This is a genomic window from Pseudomonas sp. NPDC088444, assembly GCF_044900175.1.
Lineage (GTDB): Bacteria > Pseudomonadota > Gammaproteobacteria > Pseudomonadales > Pseudomonadaceae > Aquipseudomonas.
Window position 1 is genome coordinate 412,631 of the sequence record NZ_JBJDNK010000001.1, and the last position, 17,005, is coordinate 429,635.

Genomic DNA, 17,005 nt, shown 5'->3' on the forward strand with positions numbered 1-17,005 from the left:
GTACCGCGTCAATCTGTGGGAGCCGGCTTGCTGGCGAATACGGTGGATCAGCATCATCAGTATTGACTGACACACCGCTTTCGCCAGCAAGCCGGCTCCACAAAACGTATTCGCCCGATCGCATCTACAAGGAAAAATGATGCACACATTCCTCAAACGCTGCGCCTTCGCCCTGACCCTGGGCCTGTCTGCCACGTCTTTGCAGGCCGCAGAAAAGATCATCTTCGACACTGATTTCAACGTTCTCAACGACGACGGCCAGGCCTTCATCATGCTGGCGCAACTGCACGCACAAAAACGCATCGACCTTCTGGGCATGACGCTGGTCAGTGGCAATGCGTGGGTCGATCAGGAACAGGTCGACGCGCTCAGGGCCGTCGAGCGTATGGGCGTGGAAAAGGACATCGGCGTGTACTCGGGCGCTGCCTACCCGCTGCTTCACGACTACGCCAGCTATGAACAGGAAAAAGCCCTGTTCGGCGCAGGCTGGCCGGGGGCGTTCAAGAACCCTCGCCCTACTTCGACTTCGCAACTGGTTGCCCCGCCGGACGGCCTGGCCACGCACACGAAACTGCGCAGTGAATCCGCCGCTCAGTTCATCGTCGACAGCGTGAAAAAGAATCCTCACCAAGTCACGATTCTCGCCGTCGGTCCGTTGACCAACATCGCGCTGGCCATTCGCAGCGCGCCGGAAATCGTGCCATTGATCAAGCGAATCGTGTACATGGGCGGCGCCATCGAGATTCCCGGCAATACCACCCCGGCAGCGGAATTCAACTGGTGGTTCGACCCGGAAGCCGCAAGGATTGTCCTACGCTCGCCCATCGAGCACGTGATCTTCCCGAATGACGTGTGTGAGAAGGTCATCTTCGACGCTTCGGTCTATCAGCGCATCACGGCCAAAGCCGGGGTCATCCCGGACCTGTACAAAGCTGTGCTCGGACCTGAATTCGCCAACGATCCGAATTACCACAGCTTCACTTGGGACAGCCTGCCTGCGCTGTACCTGGTGCACCCGGAACTGATCACCGAATCGAAGGATCTGTGGGTCGATGTCGACACCCATTTCGGCCCGGATTACGGGCGTTCGATGGGCTACAAGAAAGGCGCGCCAGTGGGCACGCAGAAGGCCAAAGTGGTGTACGCAGTCGATCAGAAGCAGTTCTGGGATGAGTACGTGAACCTGGTGACGCTGCCTGCGCCGGTGAAGCGCTGAACAGATCACGTCTGCTCCTCAGTGGGAGCCGCCTTGGTGGCGAATGCGTTGGGTCAGCATCACATTGGGTGACTGACACACCGCATTCGCCACCGACGCGACTCCCACAGAATGTACATCCGTCTTCCTATTTCACCCCACTAACGCCATCAACTGCTGCCGCTGCGCATCGGTCAACAATGGTCCTTGCGCAGCGGCGGCATTTTCCTTCATGTATTTCGGATTTCCCGTTCCCGGAATGGCGCAGGTTACCGCCGGGTGGGAAATCAGAAATTTCAGCGCCAACTGTGCCCAACTGGTCGCCTGCACCTCCCCCGCCCAGCCCGGCAAGGGTGTGTCACGCAAGCGCCCAAGCAAGCCGCCGCCGCCAAACGGTCGATTGCAGATGACAGCCACGCCGCGCTCCCGGCACAACGGCAACAGCCGCGCTTCGACAGCCCGGTCGTCAAGCGCATAGTTGATCTGCAAGAAGTCCAGCTTTTCAGCCTTGAGCACCGCCTCCACCTCGTCATAGGCCGACGAGGTGTAATGGGTGATGCCGATGTAGCGAATGCGCCCCTGCTCCTTCCACTGGCGCAAGGTCGGCAAGTGGGCTTTCCAGTCGAGCAGATTGTGGATCTGCATCAGGTCGATGCGATCGGTCTGCAACAGACGAAAAGAGGCCTCCATCTGCGCGATACCCTCTTTCCCCCCGCGGGTCCATACCTTGGTGGCAAGAAACGCGGGAGAGCGTGGCCGATGGATCGACAGCAATTCTCCGGTCGTCTGCTCGGCGCGACCGTACATGGGCGAGCTGTCGATGACCGTGCCGCCTGCCCGAAACAGCGCGTCAAGCACCTGAGGCAACGACTGGTATTCCTCGCGACCAGGCCCGACATCGAAATTGCGATAGGTGCCTACGCCGATCATTGGCAGCGCTTCGCCACTGGAAGGGATGTCTCGGGTCAGCATTGTTCGGCCTCCTGATGGGCTGGATGTCGAAGGTTCGTTGCTGGCCGCCGCTGCCGAATCGAACGCCAGTGCTGCCGAAACGCCCGCCGCGAGCGTCAGCAACCGCCTGCGGGTAAAGAGCTGCGAGCCGGTCATGGGAGTCTCCTGATCGGACAAAGATTGGTCGACCTTCGATGATCGGCATCGGTTCAACATCCCTGCCTCGCGCCCGGACATGAGAATGGAACGCACCGCGTCTTCGCGCGTCACACCTTAAGCACTGACCCGGGAGGCCACGACATGAAAACAGTGATCACCTTGCAAGAACTCGCCGAAGCGGACCTGAGGCCGTACAAGGAAGTCTGGCTGACTTCCGCCGAAGCGCTGGCCGAAAGCGGACATCGCGAAGACGAAATGTGCCTCTGGCGCGCGGACCAGGCGTTCACCCACGACATGCTCAGCGAAGGCACCCACGATCAGAACCTCTACGGCGTCTGGTTGGTGGTGGACGATATCGATGACCCGGAGCAAATCATGGCGATCGAAGACAGCGTGCGAGAACGCCTGAATGCACTGGGGCTGAAGGGCGAGTTCTACCCGGCGGAGATCGGCGATGGGCAGGCGTCGATGGGCTGACATTTGCAGTTACACCAAACCGGGCGTATAAATGAGCAACCACTCACTTATTACTTGATATTTTTCATGGCACGCCCGAAAAGCGAAGACAAACGCAACGCCCTCATCGACTCTGCTCTGCGCGTGTTCGCCGAACAGGGCCTGGGCGCGCCGACGTCGAAGATCGCCAAACGCGCGGGTGTGTCCGAGGGGACGCTGTTCAATTATTTCGAAACCAAGGACGACCTGCTCAATCAGGTCTATCTGCAACTCAAGGCCCAATTGCGCGACGTGATGATGCCGGGCTATCCGAGCGATCACGACCTCAAATCCCGACTGCACCATGCCTGGCACACCTATGTCGGCTGGGGCGTGGCCCATCCACAGGAACGCAAGGCCATGGCCCTGCTGATGATGTCCGACCGCGTCACCGATGCCAGCAAGCAGTCTGGCAGCGAAGCGTTCAACGACATCCATCGCCACATGCAGGAAGGCACTGCCTGCGGCGCACTGCGTGATCAGCCCACGGCCTTTATCGCGGCAATCATGCGCTCGCTGGCCGAGACCACCATGGATTTCATGAGCAACGAACCGGAGCACGCCGAGCGTTACTGCGACGCGGGCTTCGCCGCCTATTGGAATGCAATCGCAAAGGATTGAGTTTTTATTTACCCATTAATTGAGTGATTACTCACTCACAAGCTAATCCACTGGGAGATTCATCATGTCCAAAGTCTGGTTGATCACCGGCAGTGCCAGCGGCCTGGGTCGCAACATCGCCGAAGCCGTCCTGCAATCGGGTGGCCGCCTGCTCGCGGCGGCCCGCGACATTCAGCGACTCGACGATCTGCTCCAACGCTACCCCTCATACATCCTGCCCTTCGAACTGGACGTCACCGACCCCACCGCCGCCAAAGCTGCAGTGCAGGCAGCGGTGGAACGCTTCGGCCGTCTGGACGTACTGGTCAACAACGCCGGTTTCGGCCACATGCTGCCCTTTGAACAAACCGCAGAAGCGGATTTCCGCCTGGAGTTCGAAACCAACTTCTTTGGCGTCGTGAATCTGTGTCGCGCCGCTGTGCCCGTGATGCGGGAACAGGGGGCGGGCCGCATCGTCCAGATTTCCTCAGTGGGCGGGCGCTTGGCGACACTGGGCATGAGCGCCTATCAATCGGCGAAATGGGCCGTGGGCGGGTTCTCGGACGTACTCGCGGCAGAAGTCAAACCGCTGGGCATACACGTCACCACCCTGGAACCGGGCGGCATGCGCACCAACTGGGCGGTACGCGCCCGTGGCAGCAACGTGCCATTCATGGCGGCTTACGAGCAGAACGTCGGCCAGATGCGGGACCTGTTGCGCAAGATTGCAGGCAACGAAAACAGCGACCCGGATCGCGTTGCACAGGTCGTCCTCAAAGTGGCTGAGCACGCACAGCCGCCGCTGCGCCTGCTGCTGGGCAGTGACGCCCTGCATTACCTGGCGCCGGTGGAAGCCGACAGGGCTGAGACAGCCGAGCGCTGGAAAGCGGTAAGTGCGTCGGTGGATTTCAGTGCAACAGGGCCGGTGGCTGAGTTGCCGGAGCGCTAAGGATTCAGCCGAATGAGACTTCGGGAAGCTCTGTGTAGGAGCTTTCCGAAAGTCTCGTAGTCATGCCGTTTTCAGCGGTTTGTTTAATGACATCGGCCAATTTCCGCCCCTATGGTCGCCTCCTCATTTCGCCGAAAAGGAGACCCGGCCATGTCCAAACCCTATGCGTTCGTCAATGAGCGAGTTCAGAACTACACCTACCTGCGCAACCACCTGTTGGACATTCCTGTCAGCGCACGTGCCAAGGTCGATCAACTCAATCCCCAGCTTGTCAATGGCACGGTCATGCCCGGCGATGTGGTTATCGTAGGTGACGGACCTGCACATATGTGCACGTTCGAAGAAGCGCAGTTGATGCAGCTCGCGCAGGACGTGCGCTGGTCGATGATGTGGACGTTACCCAGCGAACATGAAGTCATGTTGCGCAACTACGACATGATCCAGAGCATCATGAGTTATGGCTCGATCGGAATCGGTGCCGCCACCGGGGCGTGGAACAAGCACCTTAACCAAGTTGAAAGCACGCTCAAGGAAATCGAAGCGCTCCATCAGCGTTGGAGAGCTGGTGGATTGAGCAATGACCAGTTTTTCGCGCAGCGCCGCACATTGTTCACCCGGATGGAGACCCACTTGAAAGGCATCGGACGATTTGGGACCGGGCTGAATAATCAAGGGAAGATGAAGCGCATTCTCGGGATTTCGAGCAAGAGCTACTTGCACACCGGCGAGATTGCAGACTATGCCAAGAACGTTAAGGGCGTTTCCAAAGTGGCGAGTGCGATGAGCAAGGGAACTTACGTGGGTATAGCGCTGGATGTCGGTGCGGGGGCGTTGGAGATCAAGGAGGCTTGTTCGACTGGGCGAGAAGAGGAATGTAGCAGGGCTAAGTATGTGGAGACAGGGAAAGCAGCGGGAGGAATACTCGGGTCATGGGCAGGAGGAACTGCTGGAGCTTCAGGAGGTGCAGCGATCTGCATCGGGCTTGGGGTTCCTTCGGGTGGCATGATTACAGCGCTCTGCGCCTTAGTAGGGGGAGGACTGCTGGCATGGGGTGGAGGCACATTGGGCTCAATGGGTGGAGGAAAAATCACCACCGTTCTGTATGAAACTACCCATGACCGCTGATCGTGCGCTTGAACTGGCCATTGTTTTTACCTCTCTCGTCTTCTTCGTTCACGCGTTAACGCTGTTCTGGGTGGCGCTATTCAGGCTTGAACAGATAGAACAGGCGCTGGAGAACAGCAAATTCTGTAGGGACACTAAACGTCAGTGGGAAAACGCAGGCTTGATCGGGCTTCAGTACCGGCTGGCCATGGCCTCCAGCGCAATCATATTCGTCAAACTTTATGCAAAGCGTGGATTGGTCGATCCAGAAGAGGTGAGACGTATGCCCAAATCCCTGAAGCGTTGGGCAACGATTCCTCTCGTGAATGGGTCAGTTCTGATGCTGGTGCTATTTGTCCTGCTGGTGCTGGCCGGCGAGATAGACCTCTCCCTGTAGCAGCCCGGCCGGGCGGCGGTCCGCTTGCCGGCGGTGGCGTCAGTAAAACCGCCACCGCCGGCAAGCCGTACTACTTACCACAGGGGGAGCGCCTTATGATCGCAACCTTCGACAAGCCGAACGCTTACCTAAAGCGCGAAAGCCCCCCTCACTTCTTCAACGCGTCATACGCCTCCAACGCGTGCATCGAGTAGATGTACGCCGCGCCCGCGTTCAGCGAGATCGCGGTGGCCAGCGCCGCCGCCACTTCTTCGCGAGTCGCGCCAGCGGCGATGGCCGCTTCGGAGTGGGCGCCGATACAGCCGTCGCAGCGGGTGGTGATGGCCACGGCGATGGAAATCAGCTCGCGCGTCTTGGCGTCGAGGACGTTGTTCTCCGCCGCAGCATCGCCAAGAGCCATGTAGGCCTTGACCATTTTCGGGTTGGATTTGGACAGGGAGCCAAAGGATTTCTTGATGGTAGAAACAAGGTCGGGCCAATTGCTGAACATGGTGGTATCTCCTGAGAGCGGCGACTAGACTGCGCCGGGAACACGATCAGTCTGGGCCAACTGCGTTGGTGTAACTTGCACGTTTAGCTCATTTTTTTGTCCGAAAATCTCATATGAACGCCATCGATACGCTCATTACGCTAGCCGACGTCCGGGGCAGTCTGGACCTGCGCTGCCAGTTTCAGGGCGACTGGGCGCTGGATCACGACCAACGCGCCGTGGGGCTTGCGCCCTATCACATCGTTCTGGCGGGCGAATGCGGGGTGGAATTGCGCGATGGGCGCCGGTTGAAACTGGTGGCCGGCGACATCCTCGTACTGCCTGAGGGGCTGCCTCATTTGCTGCTCAGCCCCGGGAATCGGGTCATGCCGTCCGTCCCGCGCCTGGAGTCTGGCGGATTACTGGACGTGAAGCGGTTCGGCAACGGCGATGATCTGGATCTGCTGTGCGGTAGTTTTCATTATCAGCAGGGGTCGATGCTGTTTTCGGCATTGCCTGACCACTTGCTGATATCCACCCAAACCCTGGATGGCGGCCACGCCCTGCCCTCACTGGTCGCGCTGCTGCGCAGCGAAGCCAATCTCAATCAGGCAGGCAGTCAATACATGCTCAACGCGCTGACCTCGGCGCTGTTCACGTTGGTGTTGCGCGCTCATCTTTCGCAATCACCCCAGAGCGAGGGCAGCCTGGCGTTGTTGGGCGACCGTCGTTTGAGCCGCGCCTGGCAAGCCATGCTCGCCGACCCCGCTCGGGAGTGGACCATCGACGCGCTGGCCGATTTGGCAACCATGTCCCGCGCCACGTTCATGCGCGCATTCAGCAAACTCAGCGGCAGCTCACCCTGGGCGTTGCTGACCCAAGTGCGTATGCAGATGGCGTACGGGTTGTTGAGCCGGTCGAAAAGCGGATTGAGCGACATCGCCGCCGAGGTGGGCTATCAATCACAGGCGGCGTTCAGCAAGGTGTTCAAGGAGACCTACGGCATGGCGCCGGGGCAGATGCGGCGACAGTTGGAGGCCGGCAACAGAACTATGCTGCAAGGATGAGGTGTTTGTGGAAGTGAGCTTGCTCACGAAGCAGCAGTCCAAGCCCCCCCTTTTCGAGCGTTGCCTGCTCCATTCGTGAGAGCGCTCGCTCCCACAGGTCCATAGACGAGCGTGAGTGGGCACATGTTTATGTTGCCTTCGGCGCCCTGCCGCCCAACCGCTTCCACATGGTCTTGGTGATGCGCTGGGTGTTCTTGTATCCCGCCCACGGATCAGCCTTAAGCTTGCGCAAGCGTTTGAGCAGGTTGCCGATGTTCCACTGCGCCGAGGATTTGAGGCTGGTGAGCTCCTCTCGTGTAACGGGCACAGACACCGGCAGTCCCGGTCTTGCACGTGCGGAATAGGCGGCGACGGTGCTGGCGCCTCGGGCGTTGCGCAGGTAGTCGATGAAGATTTTGCCCACGCGGTTTTTCGGTCCTGAGGTGGCAGTGAAGCGCTCTGGCAACGGCTGTGCAATGAATTGCGCCAGCGCTTTGCTGAACGCTTTCACCTCATCCCAATCGGCCTTGCGCGCCAGCGGCACGATGATGTGCATACCCTTGCCACCGCTGGTCTTGAGAAACGCCTCCAGCCCCAGTTCATCGAGCACCGAGAGCGTCAACTGGGTCGCTTCGATCATGCTGCGCCACGGCAAATCCGGGTCCGGATCAAGGTCGAGGACGAAGTGGTCCGGCAACTCGATCTTGTCGTAGGTCGAACCCCAGGTGTGCAGCTCGATGGTGCCCATCTGTGCCGCACCGACCAACGCCTGCACGCTGTCGATTTCCATCAGCCGGGCATGGCCAGGGTCCAGTTTGCGGTCCAGTTGCTTGATATTGGGAATAGCCATCCGCTGGGTGTGTTTCTGAAAGAACTGCTCGCCCTCGACACCGTCCGGGCAACGCAGCAGCGCGACGGCGCGGTGATCAAGATGGGGCAGGATCCAGTCGGACACCGATTCGTAGTAATGCGCCAGATCGATCTTGTGCAACCCGCTCTGGGTGTCGATAACCCGCTCGGGATGGGTGATCTGCACACCCGCCACCTCAAAGGTATCTTTGCTTGTGCGCTTGGCTGCGGGTCTGGGCTTCTCGGGAACTCGCTCCTCATCCTGTTTAGCCGCCTTCGCTTTGGGTTTGAACGGCGCCTTGATGTCTTTCGGGGTCTTGGGATACTCGTGCACCACCTCGCTGGCAGGCTTGTCCTTGCGCAGCGCGATAAAGGCAGAGTGGCGGATGATGCCCTCACGGGTCCACTCGCTGAACTCCACTTCGCCCACCAGCGTCGGCTTGATCCAGTGCACGCCCCGGGCCTGAGCAGAGGTAAGTTTTTTCGCCAGGGGCGAGGCGTCCTGTGCCAGCGGTTTCATCTGTTCGAGCACGTCATCAAGGGTCTTCTGCTTGAACCCGGTGCCGACGCGCCCGGCGTACACCAGGCCTGCGCCCTCCTCGTTCACCGCCAGCAACAGCGCGCCAAACCCACTGCGCGCGCCTTGCGGCGCGGTGTAGCCGACGATGACGAACTCCTGACGCAGCTTGCATTTGAGTTTGATCCAGTCAGCGCTACGGCGGGACTGATAAACGCTGCCCGCTCGCTTGCCGATCACCCCTTCCAGCGACAGCGAACACGCGCTCTCGATGATGTCCCGGTGGCTGGCAGAAAATGCATCGGAAAACCGCAAGAGGCCCTTTTTTGACTTGCCCAGCAGCTTTTTCAGCGCGGCGCGGCGCTCCTCCACAGGCTTTTGCCGCAGGTCTTCGCCATTCAGGAATGGCACGTCGAACAGGTAATACACGATGTCCTTGGCATGCCCCGTCTCGAACGCATTCTGCAACGCCTGAAAATCCGGCAGCCCGGCGTCGTTGAGCACCACCACTTCGCCGTCAAGCCAACCATCGCCCAGGTTCAGTTCGCTGATCGCCCTGGCCTGCAACGGCAAGCGCTCGGTCCAGTCATGACCATTGCGAGTGATCATGCGCACTTCGCCATCGAGAATCCGGGTCATGATCCGGTAGCCGTCGAACTTGATCTCGTACAGCCAATCCCCTTCTGGCGGGGTGTCCATCAACGTGGCCAGTTGTGGTGAAAGCTTCTCTGGAACAGACGTCTTCTTCGCCGAGACCGTTTTACGCGCGGGTTTGGTCGTGGGCGACCTGGCAGGCGCTGAAGCCGCCACCTTGCGCTTTCCCGCTTTGCCCGACCTGCGATCATCACCCACCGTCGTGCCGCTGACGACGCTTTGTGGCTTGTCGACCACAATGTCGTAATCTTGCGCCGAACGCACGGCGGCATCTTTCTCCTTGATCAGCAGCCACTGTTCCTTGTCACCGCTGCCCGGCAGATGAGTGCGCACCAGCGCCCAATCCCCCGTGAGTTTTTCGCCGATCAGGGTGAATTTGAGCTTGCCCGCCTTGTAGGTTTCTCGCGGGTCACCGTGGGGTTGCCAGATGCCCCGATCCCAGACGATCACATCGCCTGCGCCGTATTGCCCTTCGGGAATGTGACCTTCAAAGCTGCCGTAACCCAGCGGATGATCTTCGACATGCACGGCCAGACGCTTGTTCTTCGGGTCCAGGCTCGGCCCCTTGGGCACGGCCCAGCTTTTCAGGGTGCCATCCAGTTCGAGGCGAAAGTCGTAATGCAGGTTGCGGGCATCGTGCTTGTGAATTACGAACGTCAGCGCGCGGCCTTTGCTGCTGCGAACACGGCCGGGCGTTTCGGGAGGTTCGGACGTGATGTCGAAATTGCGCTTGCGGGTGTATTCACTCACGGGTTTTGCCATGATCGATTCAACCTCTGCGCCTTGATTTCAAGGTTTGATTTCAAGGATCGGCCTTGAGCAAGGCATCTGCATTCAGGACGCCTTGGTCGTTTTCTTCCTTGCAGGGGCTCGCCGTTTGGCCGGAACTGCATCATCAACGGTTACGGTTTTGCTCTTGCCGGCAGGTTTGGTTTTAGCTGGGGCCTTGGTAGAACCGCCGCGGGCGCCCAGGCTGCGTTTGAGCAATTCAGTCAGATCGATGACATCAGCGGATTTGCGCTCGGCCTGATCGGCGTCGGCTTCCACGTCTTCGATCTTGCCTTCCCGGGCCTTGGTCTCGACCAGCTTCATGATCTGGTCCTGGAACGTGTCGCGGTACTCGTCAGCATCCGGTGTCCAGTCAGCGCTCATGTCTTTGACCAATCGTTTGGCCATGTCCAGCTCGCTCTTGCCGAGCTTTACATCGGTCACGCCCTCAGGCAGCTCCAGGCTGTCCAGCCCATGCACTTCCGAGGGCCAGCGCAACAACACCAGCAAAATCGCCGACTCCAGTGGCATCACGGCTGCCAGATGCTGGCGGGTACGGATGACCACATGGGCCAGCGCCACCTTGCCAGTGTCCACCAGCGTCTGTCGTAGAAGAGCGTAGACCTTCTCGCCGCGCTTGTCGGGTGCCAGGAAGTACGGCGTGTCGATGTTTTGCAGGGGAATCTGCGCGCTGTCGACAAAGCCGAAGATGTCGATGGTCTGGGTAGACTGAGGATGAGCCTTGCGAATCTCCTCCTCGCTGATCACCACATAGCGGCCCTTCTCATACTGCACGCCTTTGACGATGTGTTCTTTGCTCACTTCCTTGCCGGTCTTCTTGTTGACGCGCTTGTAACCGACCGGGTCCATGCTGCGCTTGTCCAGCCAGTCGAAGTCGACGCCCTGCTGCGACGTCGCCGACACCAGCGCCACAGGGATATGCACCAGCCCGAAACTGATCGCGCCCTTCCAGATTGCCCGAGCCATGGTGTGAATTCCCAAGGGGTAGATATTGGAATGACCGGGGCGCAAGGAGAAAAGTTTCGGTGACACGATGACTGCGCGCCGGATGATTGCCTATTCCTGCAAGGCATAACCCTTATCCCCTCGACCCACCTTCTTAACGCAACGAAAAAGCGTTAGCCTCTGCGACATTCCATTGATGAGCGCCTGGATACGCACTGCATCCACGCCTCCATTCCCGGTTGAGCACACCATGAACGCCATGAGCCAAACATCACACACCGCGACCATGACCAAGGGGCTGGCGATGCTGTTCGCCTTCTGCTGCGGCGCGATCGTTGCCAACATCTATTACGCCCAGCCCATCATCGGGCTGATTGCGCCGGACATCGGACTGTCGAGCACACTGGCGAGCTTCATTGTTTCGCTGACGCAGATCGGTTATGCGCTGGGCCTGTTTTTCCTGGTGCCGCTGGGGGATCTGCTGGAGAACCGCCGTTTGATGATCGTCACCACAGGTGTGGCGATTCTGAGTTTGCTCAGTGCTGCCTTTTCGCAGTCGCCCAACGTGTTTTTGCTGGCGTCGCTGTTGGTGGGGTTCAGTTCGGTGGCGGTGCAGATTCTGATTCCTCTTGCGGCCCATCTGGCGCCTGAAGAAACCCGCGGTCGCGTGGTCGGCAGCATCATGGGCGGCCTGTTGCTGGGCATTCTGCTAGCGCGTCCGGCCTCCAGCCTGATTGCCGACCATTTTGGCTGGCGTGCGGTGTTCGGCACGGCGGCGGTGGTGATGCTGGTCATCAGCCTGGTGCTGACCACCACCATTCCCAAGCACCAACCGGCCCACAACGCGAGTTACGGGCAACTGCTCAAATCCCTGTGGACGCTGTTGCGCAAGCAGCCGGTGTTGCGTCAGCGGGCGTTTTATCAGGCCTGCATGTTCGCCACCTTCAGCCTGTTCTGGACGGCCGTGCCGCTGGAACTGGCGCGCAATCATGGGCTGTCGCAAAGCCAGATCGCGCTGTTCGCGCTGGTCGGGGCGATTGGTGCGGTGGCAGCGCCGATTTCCGGGCGTCTGGCGGATGCCGGGCACACCCGTGTCGCCAGCCTCTGTGCCATGTTGTTCGCGGCGCTGAGTTTTCTGCCTAGCCTGATCGAACCGGCTTACGCAGTGATTGGCATGGCGGTGACCGGCGTGGTGCTGGATTTCTGTGTGCAGATGAACATGGTCCTCGGCCAACGTGCGGTTTACGCGCTGGATGCCAAAAGCCGCAGTCGCCTGAACGCGCTGTACATGACCAGTATTTTCATCGGCGGAGCCAGCGGTTCGGTGATCGCCAGCGCCCTCTACGACCACGGCGGCTGGGGCTGGATCGTGATCGCAGGCAGCGCGTTTCCGCTGTTGGCGTTGCTGGTGTTTTTGAAGAATTCGGCGGGATCGCGCTAACCGACACACTCCTATAGGACCTGATATCTACGGAGCTTCATATGACCACCCGCACCTTCCTCATCACCGGCGCCAGCAAAGGCATTGGCCGCGCACTGTCGGAACACCTGGCCGCCGCAGGCCACACCGTGGTGGGCATCGCCCGCAATGCCGACGATCCGACCTTTCCCGGCGTACTCAAGGCACTGGACCTGAGCGACAAGGACCAGACCCGCGGCGGCCTGGCCGAACTCGCGCAGCATTATCAATTCGACGGTCTGGTGAACAACGTCGGCCTCGTGCGCCCGCAGCCGCTGGGGCAGATCGAGCTGGACGACTTCGACGCGGTGATGAGCGTCAACCTGCACTCCGCATTGCTTGCCACTCAAGCATTGCTGCCGAACATGCGTGAAAAAGGCTGGGGCCGTATCGTCAACATTTCCAGCCTGACGGTGCTCGGTATCACCCAACGCACCGCCTACGCCGCCGCCAAGGCTGCGCTGATCAGCTTCACCCGGTCCTGGGCGCTGGAACTGGCGCAAACCGGCATCACCGTCAACGCCATCGCCCCCGGCCCGACTGAAACCGAACTGTTCCGCCAGAACAACCCGGTGGGCAGCGAAGGTGAAAAACGCTACCTCTCAGGCGTGCCCATGGGCCGCTTCGGCCAGCCGGACGAAATTGCCTCGGCGATTGCGTTTTTACTGTCGGAACAGAGTGGGTTCATCACCGGGCAGACGCTGTTTGTCGATGGCGGGGCTTCGGTGGGTAAGGCGGGGATTTAAGCGAACGACTATGACTGCAAATAAAAACCGCCGATTTCGGCGGTTTTTATTTGAGTACTCAAGCGCTAGGCCCTGCCAGCGGGCCTGTTGGCTCAAGTTCTTTACCAAGAGCAAGCCCTACTTGTAGAAAACGCTTCTGATTCTCTGAAAAAACATCGGCAAGCATCCGTGCCTCTGCTTTTAGCTCAACCATTGACTGCATTTTTGCTTTGCGTTTTTTGGCGGTCATAGACACCTCCTGCGTCTGCCCAATGACGGCTATCTTAGGAGCCACCTACTGAAATGACAAGGCGACGGGCCTCGTCAAACTGGAATCCCAGAGCCTTGTAATACTTAATGGCATTCACCGCTGGCTGCTGTATCTCAATCTCGCGACAACCCAACATTTGTGCGTATAGGTCGACTCCCATTAAGGCGAGCGGCGCAATAAGCCCTTTGAGCGGATGCTCACTTCCCGGTTTTCCTTCGAGAAGAATAATTTTGATCGTAAGCCGACTTTGACGTGGCGTCGCGTAACACAAGCCGCACAGTGTCTGGTTGTACCAAATGGCGAGGTCAAAACCCTTTGCATCCAACCTCTTCCAACTTGAAACATTTTCCCAAGGGTAAGTGCTGCCTTCCCAGTGTTCGCAGGCTGAGATGGCAGTTCGATCAATAGGCTCGAATTTCACCTGTCGACCGTCAATGCCGAGCACGCCCGCTGCGAACACACTGCCCATTTTTTCGTTAATGAGTGCACGGGCTCGGGACCGAAAAATCTGATCCCTTAGCGCCGTGGCCTTTCCATGTCGTCTCATTGCCAGTGTTCATTGAAAACTCAAGGGCGAATGATGACGGCATGAAGAAAAGCATGTGCGGTACATATTTATCGACCGCCCCCTGGTCCGAGAAGCAGGCACGATCTGCAACTCACCGAATCGCCGCAAACCCTCGCTCAAGATCCTCGATCAACGCACTGACATCCTCCAGCCCGATGTGCAGCCGCAGCAGCGGGTTCAGCGTCTTGTCATTGGCATTCGTTCGATCCCGCACGTTGGCGACGATGATCAGGCTTTCGAACCCTCCCCAAGACGCACCAAGGCCGAACAGATGCAGGGCGTCGATGAAGGCGTCCAGGTGCTTGGGGTCGTTGTCCGCCAGCTCGAAGGTCAGCAGGCCGTTGCTGCCGGTGAAGTCGCGCTTCCACAGGGAGTGGTTCGGATGATCGGGCAAGGCCGGGTGGAACACGCGTTTGACCTGCGGGTGTTGCTGCAACCAATGGGCGACCTGTAACGCCTGGCGCTGATGGACGTCCAACCGAGTGGCCAAGGTGCGGGCGCCGCGCAGGACGAGGTACGCATCGTCCGGGCTGACCACGCTGCCAAAGGTGTCAGTCATGACCGCCAGTGGCTGCCACACCGCTTGCGTGGTGCAGACGCTGCCCATCACCACGTCGCTGTGGCCGGCCAGGTATTTGGTCAGCGCCATGATGGAGATGTCCGCGCCCAGCGTCAGCGGTCGGTACTGATAGCCCGAGCCGTAGGTGTTGTCGACGGCCAACAGAATCCCCCGCGACTTGCACACCGCAGCCATGGCGGGCAGATCGGCGAGTTCATACAGCAGCGAACCCGGGACTTCGGCGTAGACCATTTTGGTGTTGGCTTGCACTTGCTGTTCCAAGCCGCTGCCATCGGCATTGAAATAGCTGTACTGAATACCGAACGGTTTCAAAAACTCCTCGGCCACTTGCCGCACGGGCGAATACACCGCATCGGTAATCAGCACGTGATCGCCAGGGCGCAGGTACGCCAGGAACGTTTGCGCCACCGCCGCCAGACCGGTGCTGAACAGCCGGGTGCGATAACCGCCTTCCAGTTCGGTCACTAGGTCTTCCAGTTCAAATGCGGTCGGATTGCCACGGGCGCCGTAGCTCAACACGCGTTCGGTGTCCCGACGTTTGCGGGCGTCACGCATCTCGCCAAGGCTGTCGAACAACACCGTGCTCATGCGCGACACCGGCGGGTTGACCCAGCGCGTACCGCTGCCCTTCTCGCGGCGAGCCGCATGAACGAGGCGCGTGCGCACCCGGCTTTGATCGCCTTGGGAAGCCAGCGGTGTGAGGCTGGCGATTTCCTGTTGGGTCATCTGCCCCAACAGGCCGATTTCCCAGGCCAGGTACTGGCGCGCCGCGTCCTTGTTGCCGGAGTGGCGGTCGTGGGTGAAGAACAGGAAATCGATGCACTGCTCGTTCGGCGGCGTTTGGGCATCTTCACTGAGCGCGAGCCCTGCCGACTGCCACTGTTTGAAGTCCAGCCAGCGCACTTGCTGACGTTGCAATTCGGGCAACTCCAGCGCAGCGATTGCGGCGACCTGAGCCTGATCGGCGACCAGCACCACCGGGCGCGTCTCGCTGGCCAGATCAGGCGCCAGGCGCGAGCGGATCGACCAGCGCGAACCGGCAATGTGCGCCCTGCGGAACGCCATGCTGCCGCGTAGGTCGATCAGCGCAACGGCGTCGTCACGCAACGCATCTTCAAGAGCCGTGGCGCTGATTTCAGGCAACACAGGTGCGGTCGATGAGGTGTCGACCGACAACGCCAGACCACTCTGCACACCACCCTCCAGCACATAGGCCTCATGCCCGAGCTGACGCAGCCAACCGGCCACAATCGGCGCACGCACGCCATCGTTGTCGAGCAGTACCACGCGCGCCCCCCGCACACCCACATACAGATCGGTGGACTGAATCAACTGCCCGCCCGGCGTGTGTTGCGCACCCGGCAAACTGCCGAGGGCGAACTCTTCCGGGGTGCGCACGTCGCACAAGAACAGGCTGCGGGAAGTGTCACGAGACCACGCCAGCGCCTGCTCGGCGCTGACGGTTTGCACACCTGCGCGTTGAGCCAGCCGTTGGGCCGCATCGCGTTGCTGAGTCAGCGATGCGCCCGGAGAAACTTCCGGATAACGCCGCGTGCTGCCGTGTTCCAGCGGCAGGTCAGCCAGATACCAACCCTGCGTGCCGTTTTCCAGCGCATAGACCGGGTTTTTCACACCCAGGTCGATCAGGGTTTGCGCGCCAATGATGCTGCGGGTGCGACCGGCACAATTGACGACGATGGGAGTAACCTCGTCGGGCACCAGCTCCTTCAGCCGATAACCCAGCTCGCCGTTGGGACAGCACACGGAACCAGGGATGGTCATCTTGCGGTATTCGTCGAAGGGACGTCCGTCGAGCAACACCAGTGATTTGCCGTCCGCCTGCCATTGCGCGAGCTCGGTGGCGCTGATGTGCGGCGTGTGACTGGCTTCTTCGACCAACTCGCCAAAGGCCTTGGACGGCACATGCACCCCGGCGAACAGTTTCAAACCGGCCGCCTGCCAGCCATCGGCGCCACCTTCAAGGACGTGCACGCGGTTGTAGCCCAGCTCGGCGAGACGCTGCGCGGCCTTGATCGACACGTCGTGACCGGTCTGGTCGTAGATCACCAGACGCACGTTCGGATTGGGCGCCAGTCGGCGAGCCTCGATTTCAAGGCGGCTGAAGGGCAGGTTCACCCCGTGAAACAGGTGGGCCTCGCCGTATTGGCCGTGCTCGCGCACATCGAACAAGGCGATTTCCTGCCCGTCGAACAGCCAGGCTTGCAGGAGTTGCGGGGTGACGTATTGGTTCATGGGGTTCTCGTGATTCTGTTTTGTAACAGG

16 protein-coding genes are annotated in these 17,005 nt (G+C 59.9%); 9 read left to right on the forward strand and 7 right to left on the reverse strand.

Annotation, left to right across the window (positions count from 1 at the left end; genetic code table 11):
- Positions 1 to 139 precede the first annotated feature (139 nt).
- Positions 140 to 1,216, forward strand: a complete 1,077-nt coding sequence (locus ACI2KB_RS02105) for a nucleoside hydrolase (protein ID WP_404630911.1) — start codon at positions 140 to 142, stop codon at positions 1,214 to 1,216.
- 132 nt (positions 1,217 to 1,348) lie between these two features.
- Here the strand turns inward: ACI2KB_RS02105 and ACI2KB_RS02110 are convergent, their stop codons facing one another.
- Entirely contained in the window at positions 1,349 to 2,302 is a 954-nt protein-coding gene (locus ACI2KB_RS02110; protein WP_404630913.1) for an aldo/keto reductase, read from the reverse strand.
- 144 nt (positions 2,303 to 2,446) lie between these two features.
- Between ACI2KB_RS02110 and ACI2KB_RS02115 the strand changes: the two genes are divergently transcribed.
- The 5 genes from ACI2KB_RS02115 to ACI2KB_RS02135 all read left to right on the forward strand — a co-directional run bounded on the left by ACI2KB_RS02115 (position 2,447) and on the right by ACI2KB_RS02135 (position 5,850).
- Positions 2,447 to 2,782, forward strand: coding sequence for a hypothetical protein (locus tag ACI2KB_RS02115; RefSeq protein ID WP_404630915.1), 336 nt, complete (start codon positions 2,447 to 2,449; stop codon positions 2,780 to 2,782).
- A gap of 66 nt (positions 2,783 to 2,848) precedes the next feature.
- Positions 2,849 to 3,421, forward strand: coding sequence for a TetR/AcrR family transcriptional regulator (locus ACI2KB_RS02120; RefSeq protein WP_404630917.1), 573 nt, complete (start codon positions 2,849 to 2,851; stop codon positions 3,419 to 3,421).
- 64 nt (positions 3,422 to 3,485) lie between these two features.
- Complete coding sequence (locus ACI2KB_RS02125) at positions 3,486 to 4,349, forward strand: SDR family NAD(P)-dependent oxidoreductase (RefSeq protein ID WP_404630919.1); 864 nt, start codon at positions 3,486 to 3,488, stop codon at positions 4,347 to 4,349.
- A 150-nt stretch (positions 4,350 to 4,499) separates the two neighbouring features.
- Complete coding sequence (locus ACI2KB_RS02130) at positions 4,500 to 5,474, forward strand: hypothetical protein (protein ID WP_404630921.1); 975 nt, start codon at positions 4,500 to 4,502, stop codon at positions 5,472 to 5,474.
- On the forward strand, positions 5,464 to 5,850 hold the full coding sequence (locus ACI2KB_RS02135; RefSeq protein ID WP_404630923.1) for a hypothetical protein: 387 nt from the start codon (positions 5,464 to 5,466) through the stop codon (positions 5,848 to 5,850). Before ACI2KB_RS02130 ends, ACI2KB_RS02135 begins: the two co-directional genes overlap by 11 nt.
- Positions 5,851 to 5,998: 148 nt before the next feature.
- Here the strand turns inward: ACI2KB_RS02135 and ACI2KB_RS02140 are convergent, their stop codons facing one another.
- Positions 5,999 to 6,340: a carboxymuconolactone decarboxylase family protein gene (locus tag ACI2KB_RS02140; RefSeq protein ID WP_108239170.1), complete on the reverse strand. Its 342-nt coding sequence runs from the start codon at positions 6,338 to 6,340 to the stop codon at positions 5,999 to 6,001.
- Between the two features lie 113 nt (positions 6,341 to 6,453).
- Between ACI2KB_RS02140 and ACI2KB_RS02145 the strand changes: the two genes are divergently transcribed.
- Positions 6,454 to 7,386 (forward strand): AraC family transcriptional regulator, encoded by a 933-nt coding sequence (locus tag ACI2KB_RS02145; protein WP_404630925.1) that lies wholly within the window; start codon positions 6,454 to 6,456, stop codon positions 7,384 to 7,386.
- Between the two features lie 127 nt (positions 7,387 to 7,513).
- Here the strand turns inward: ACI2KB_RS02145 and ligD are convergent, their stop codons facing one another.
- Both ligD and ACI2KB_RS02155 read right to left on the reverse strand, forming a co-directional pair.
- Positions 7,514 to 10,147: a DNA ligase D gene (gene ligD / locus ACI2KB_RS02150; RefSeq protein ID WP_404630927.1), complete on the reverse strand. Its 2,634-nt coding sequence runs from the start codon at positions 10,145 to 10,147 to the stop codon at positions 7,514 to 7,516.
- Between the two features lie 72 nt (positions 10,148 to 10,219).
- Positions 10,220 to 11,140 carry a Ku protein gene (locus ACI2KB_RS02155; protein ID WP_404630929.1) on the reverse strand — a complete coding sequence of 307 codons (921 nt, stop codon included), beginning with the start codon at positions 11,138 to 11,140 and terminating at the stop codon, positions 10,220 to 10,222.
- A 238-nt stretch (positions 11,141 to 11,378) separates the two neighbouring features.
- Between ACI2KB_RS02155 and ACI2KB_RS02160 the strand changes: the two genes are divergently transcribed.
- Both ACI2KB_RS02160 and ACI2KB_RS02165 read left to right on the forward strand, forming a co-directional pair.
- Entirely contained in the window at positions 11,379 to 12,560 is a 1,182-nt protein-coding gene (locus ACI2KB_RS02160; RefSeq protein WP_404630931.1) for an MFS transporter, read from the forward strand.
- A gap of 41 nt (positions 12,561 to 12,601) precedes the next feature.
- Positions 12,602 to 13,324, forward strand: a complete 723-nt coding sequence (locus ACI2KB_RS02165) for an SDR family oxidoreductase (RefSeq protein ID WP_404630933.1) — start codon at positions 12,602 to 12,604, stop codon at positions 13,322 to 13,324.
- A 58-nt stretch (positions 13,325 to 13,382) separates the two neighbouring features.
- Here the strand turns inward: ACI2KB_RS02165 and ACI2KB_RS02170 are convergent, their stop codons facing one another.
- The 3 genes from ACI2KB_RS02170 to metC form a co-directional block, all read right to left on the reverse strand.
- Positions 13,383 to 13,553: a hypothetical protein gene (locus tag ACI2KB_RS02170; RefSeq protein WP_404630935.1), complete on the reverse strand. Its 171-nt coding sequence runs from the start codon at positions 13,551 to 13,553 to the stop codon at positions 13,383 to 13,385.
- A 34-nt stretch (positions 13,554 to 13,587) separates the two neighbouring features.
- Complete coding sequence (locus tag ACI2KB_RS02175) at positions 13,588 to 14,043, reverse strand: N-acetyltransferase (RefSeq protein ID WP_404630937.1); 456 nt, start codon at positions 14,041 to 14,043, stop codon at positions 13,588 to 13,590.
- 190 nt (positions 14,044 to 14,233) lie between these two features.
- Entirely contained in the window at positions 14,234 to 16,975 is a 2,742-nt protein-coding gene (gene metC / locus ACI2KB_RS02180; RefSeq protein WP_404630939.1) for a cystathionine beta-lyase, read from the reverse strand.
- Positions 16,976 to 17,005 lie beyond the last annotated feature (30 nt).

What these genes read in the sequence shown, in the direction of transcription:
- ACI2KB_RS02105 (WP_404630911.1), top strand. Translation starts at nt 140, where the DNA reads ATGCACACATTCCTCAAACGCTGCGCCTTCGCCCTGACCCTGGGCCTG.
- ACI2KB_RS02110 (WP_404630913.1), bottom strand. Translation starts at nt 2,302, where the DNA reads ATGACCGGCTCGCAGCTCTTTACCCGCAGGCGGTTGCTGACGCTCGCG.
- ACI2KB_RS02115 (WP_404630915.1), top strand. Translation starts at nt 2,447, where the DNA reads ATGAAAACAGTGATCACCTTGCAAGAACTCGCCGAAGCGGACCTGAGG.
- ACI2KB_RS02120 (WP_404630917.1), top strand. Translation starts at nt 2,849, where the DNA reads ATGGCACGCCCGAAAAGCGAAGACAAACGCAACGCCCTCATCGACTCT.
- ACI2KB_RS02125 (WP_404630919.1), top strand. Translation starts at nt 3,486, where the DNA reads ATGTCCAAAGTCTGGTTGATCACCGGCAGTGCCAGCGGCCTGGGTCGC.
- ACI2KB_RS02130 (WP_404630921.1), top strand. Translation starts at nt 4,500, where the DNA reads ATGTCCAAACCCTATGCGTTCGTCAATGAGCGAGTTCAGAACTACACC.
- ACI2KB_RS02135 (WP_404630923.1), top strand. Translation starts at nt 5,464, where the DNA reads ATGACCGCTGATCGTGCGCTTGAACTGGCCATTGTTTTTACCTCTCTC.
- ACI2KB_RS02140 (WP_108239170.1), bottom strand. Translation starts at nt 6,340, where the DNA reads ATGTTCAGCAATTGGCCCGACCTTGTTTCTACCATCAAGAAATCCTTT.
- ACI2KB_RS02145 (WP_404630925.1), top strand. Translation starts at nt 6,454, where the DNA reads ATGAACGCCATCGATACGCTCATTACGCTAGCCGACGTCCGGGGCAGT.
- ligD (WP_404630927.1), bottom strand. Translation starts at nt 10,147, where the DNA reads ATGGCAAAACCCGTGAGTGAATACACCCGCAAGCGCAATTTCGACATC.
- ACI2KB_RS02155 (WP_404630929.1), bottom strand. Translation starts at nt 11,140, where the DNA reads ATGGCTCGGGCAATCTGGAAGGGCGCGATCAGTTTCGGGCTGGTGCAT.
- ACI2KB_RS02160 (WP_404630931.1), top strand. Translation starts at nt 11,379, where the DNA reads ATGAGCCAAACATCACACACCGCGACCATGACCAAGGGGCTGGCGATG.
- ACI2KB_RS02165 (WP_404630933.1), top strand. Translation starts at nt 12,602, where the DNA reads ATGACCACCCGCACCTTCCTCATCACCGGCGCCAGCAAAGGCATTGGC.
- ACI2KB_RS02170 (WP_404630935.1), bottom strand. Translation starts at nt 13,553, where the DNA reads ATGACCGCCAAAAAACGCAAAGCAAAAATGCAGTCAATGGTTGAGCTA.
- ACI2KB_RS02175 (WP_404630937.1), bottom strand. Translation starts at nt 14,043, where the DNA reads ATGGGCAGTGTGTTCGCAGCGGGCGTGCTCGGCATTGACGGTCGACAG.
- metC (WP_404630939.1), bottom strand. Translation starts at nt 16,975, where the DNA reads ATGAACCAATACGTCACCCCGCAACTCCTGCAAGCCTGGCTGTTCGAC.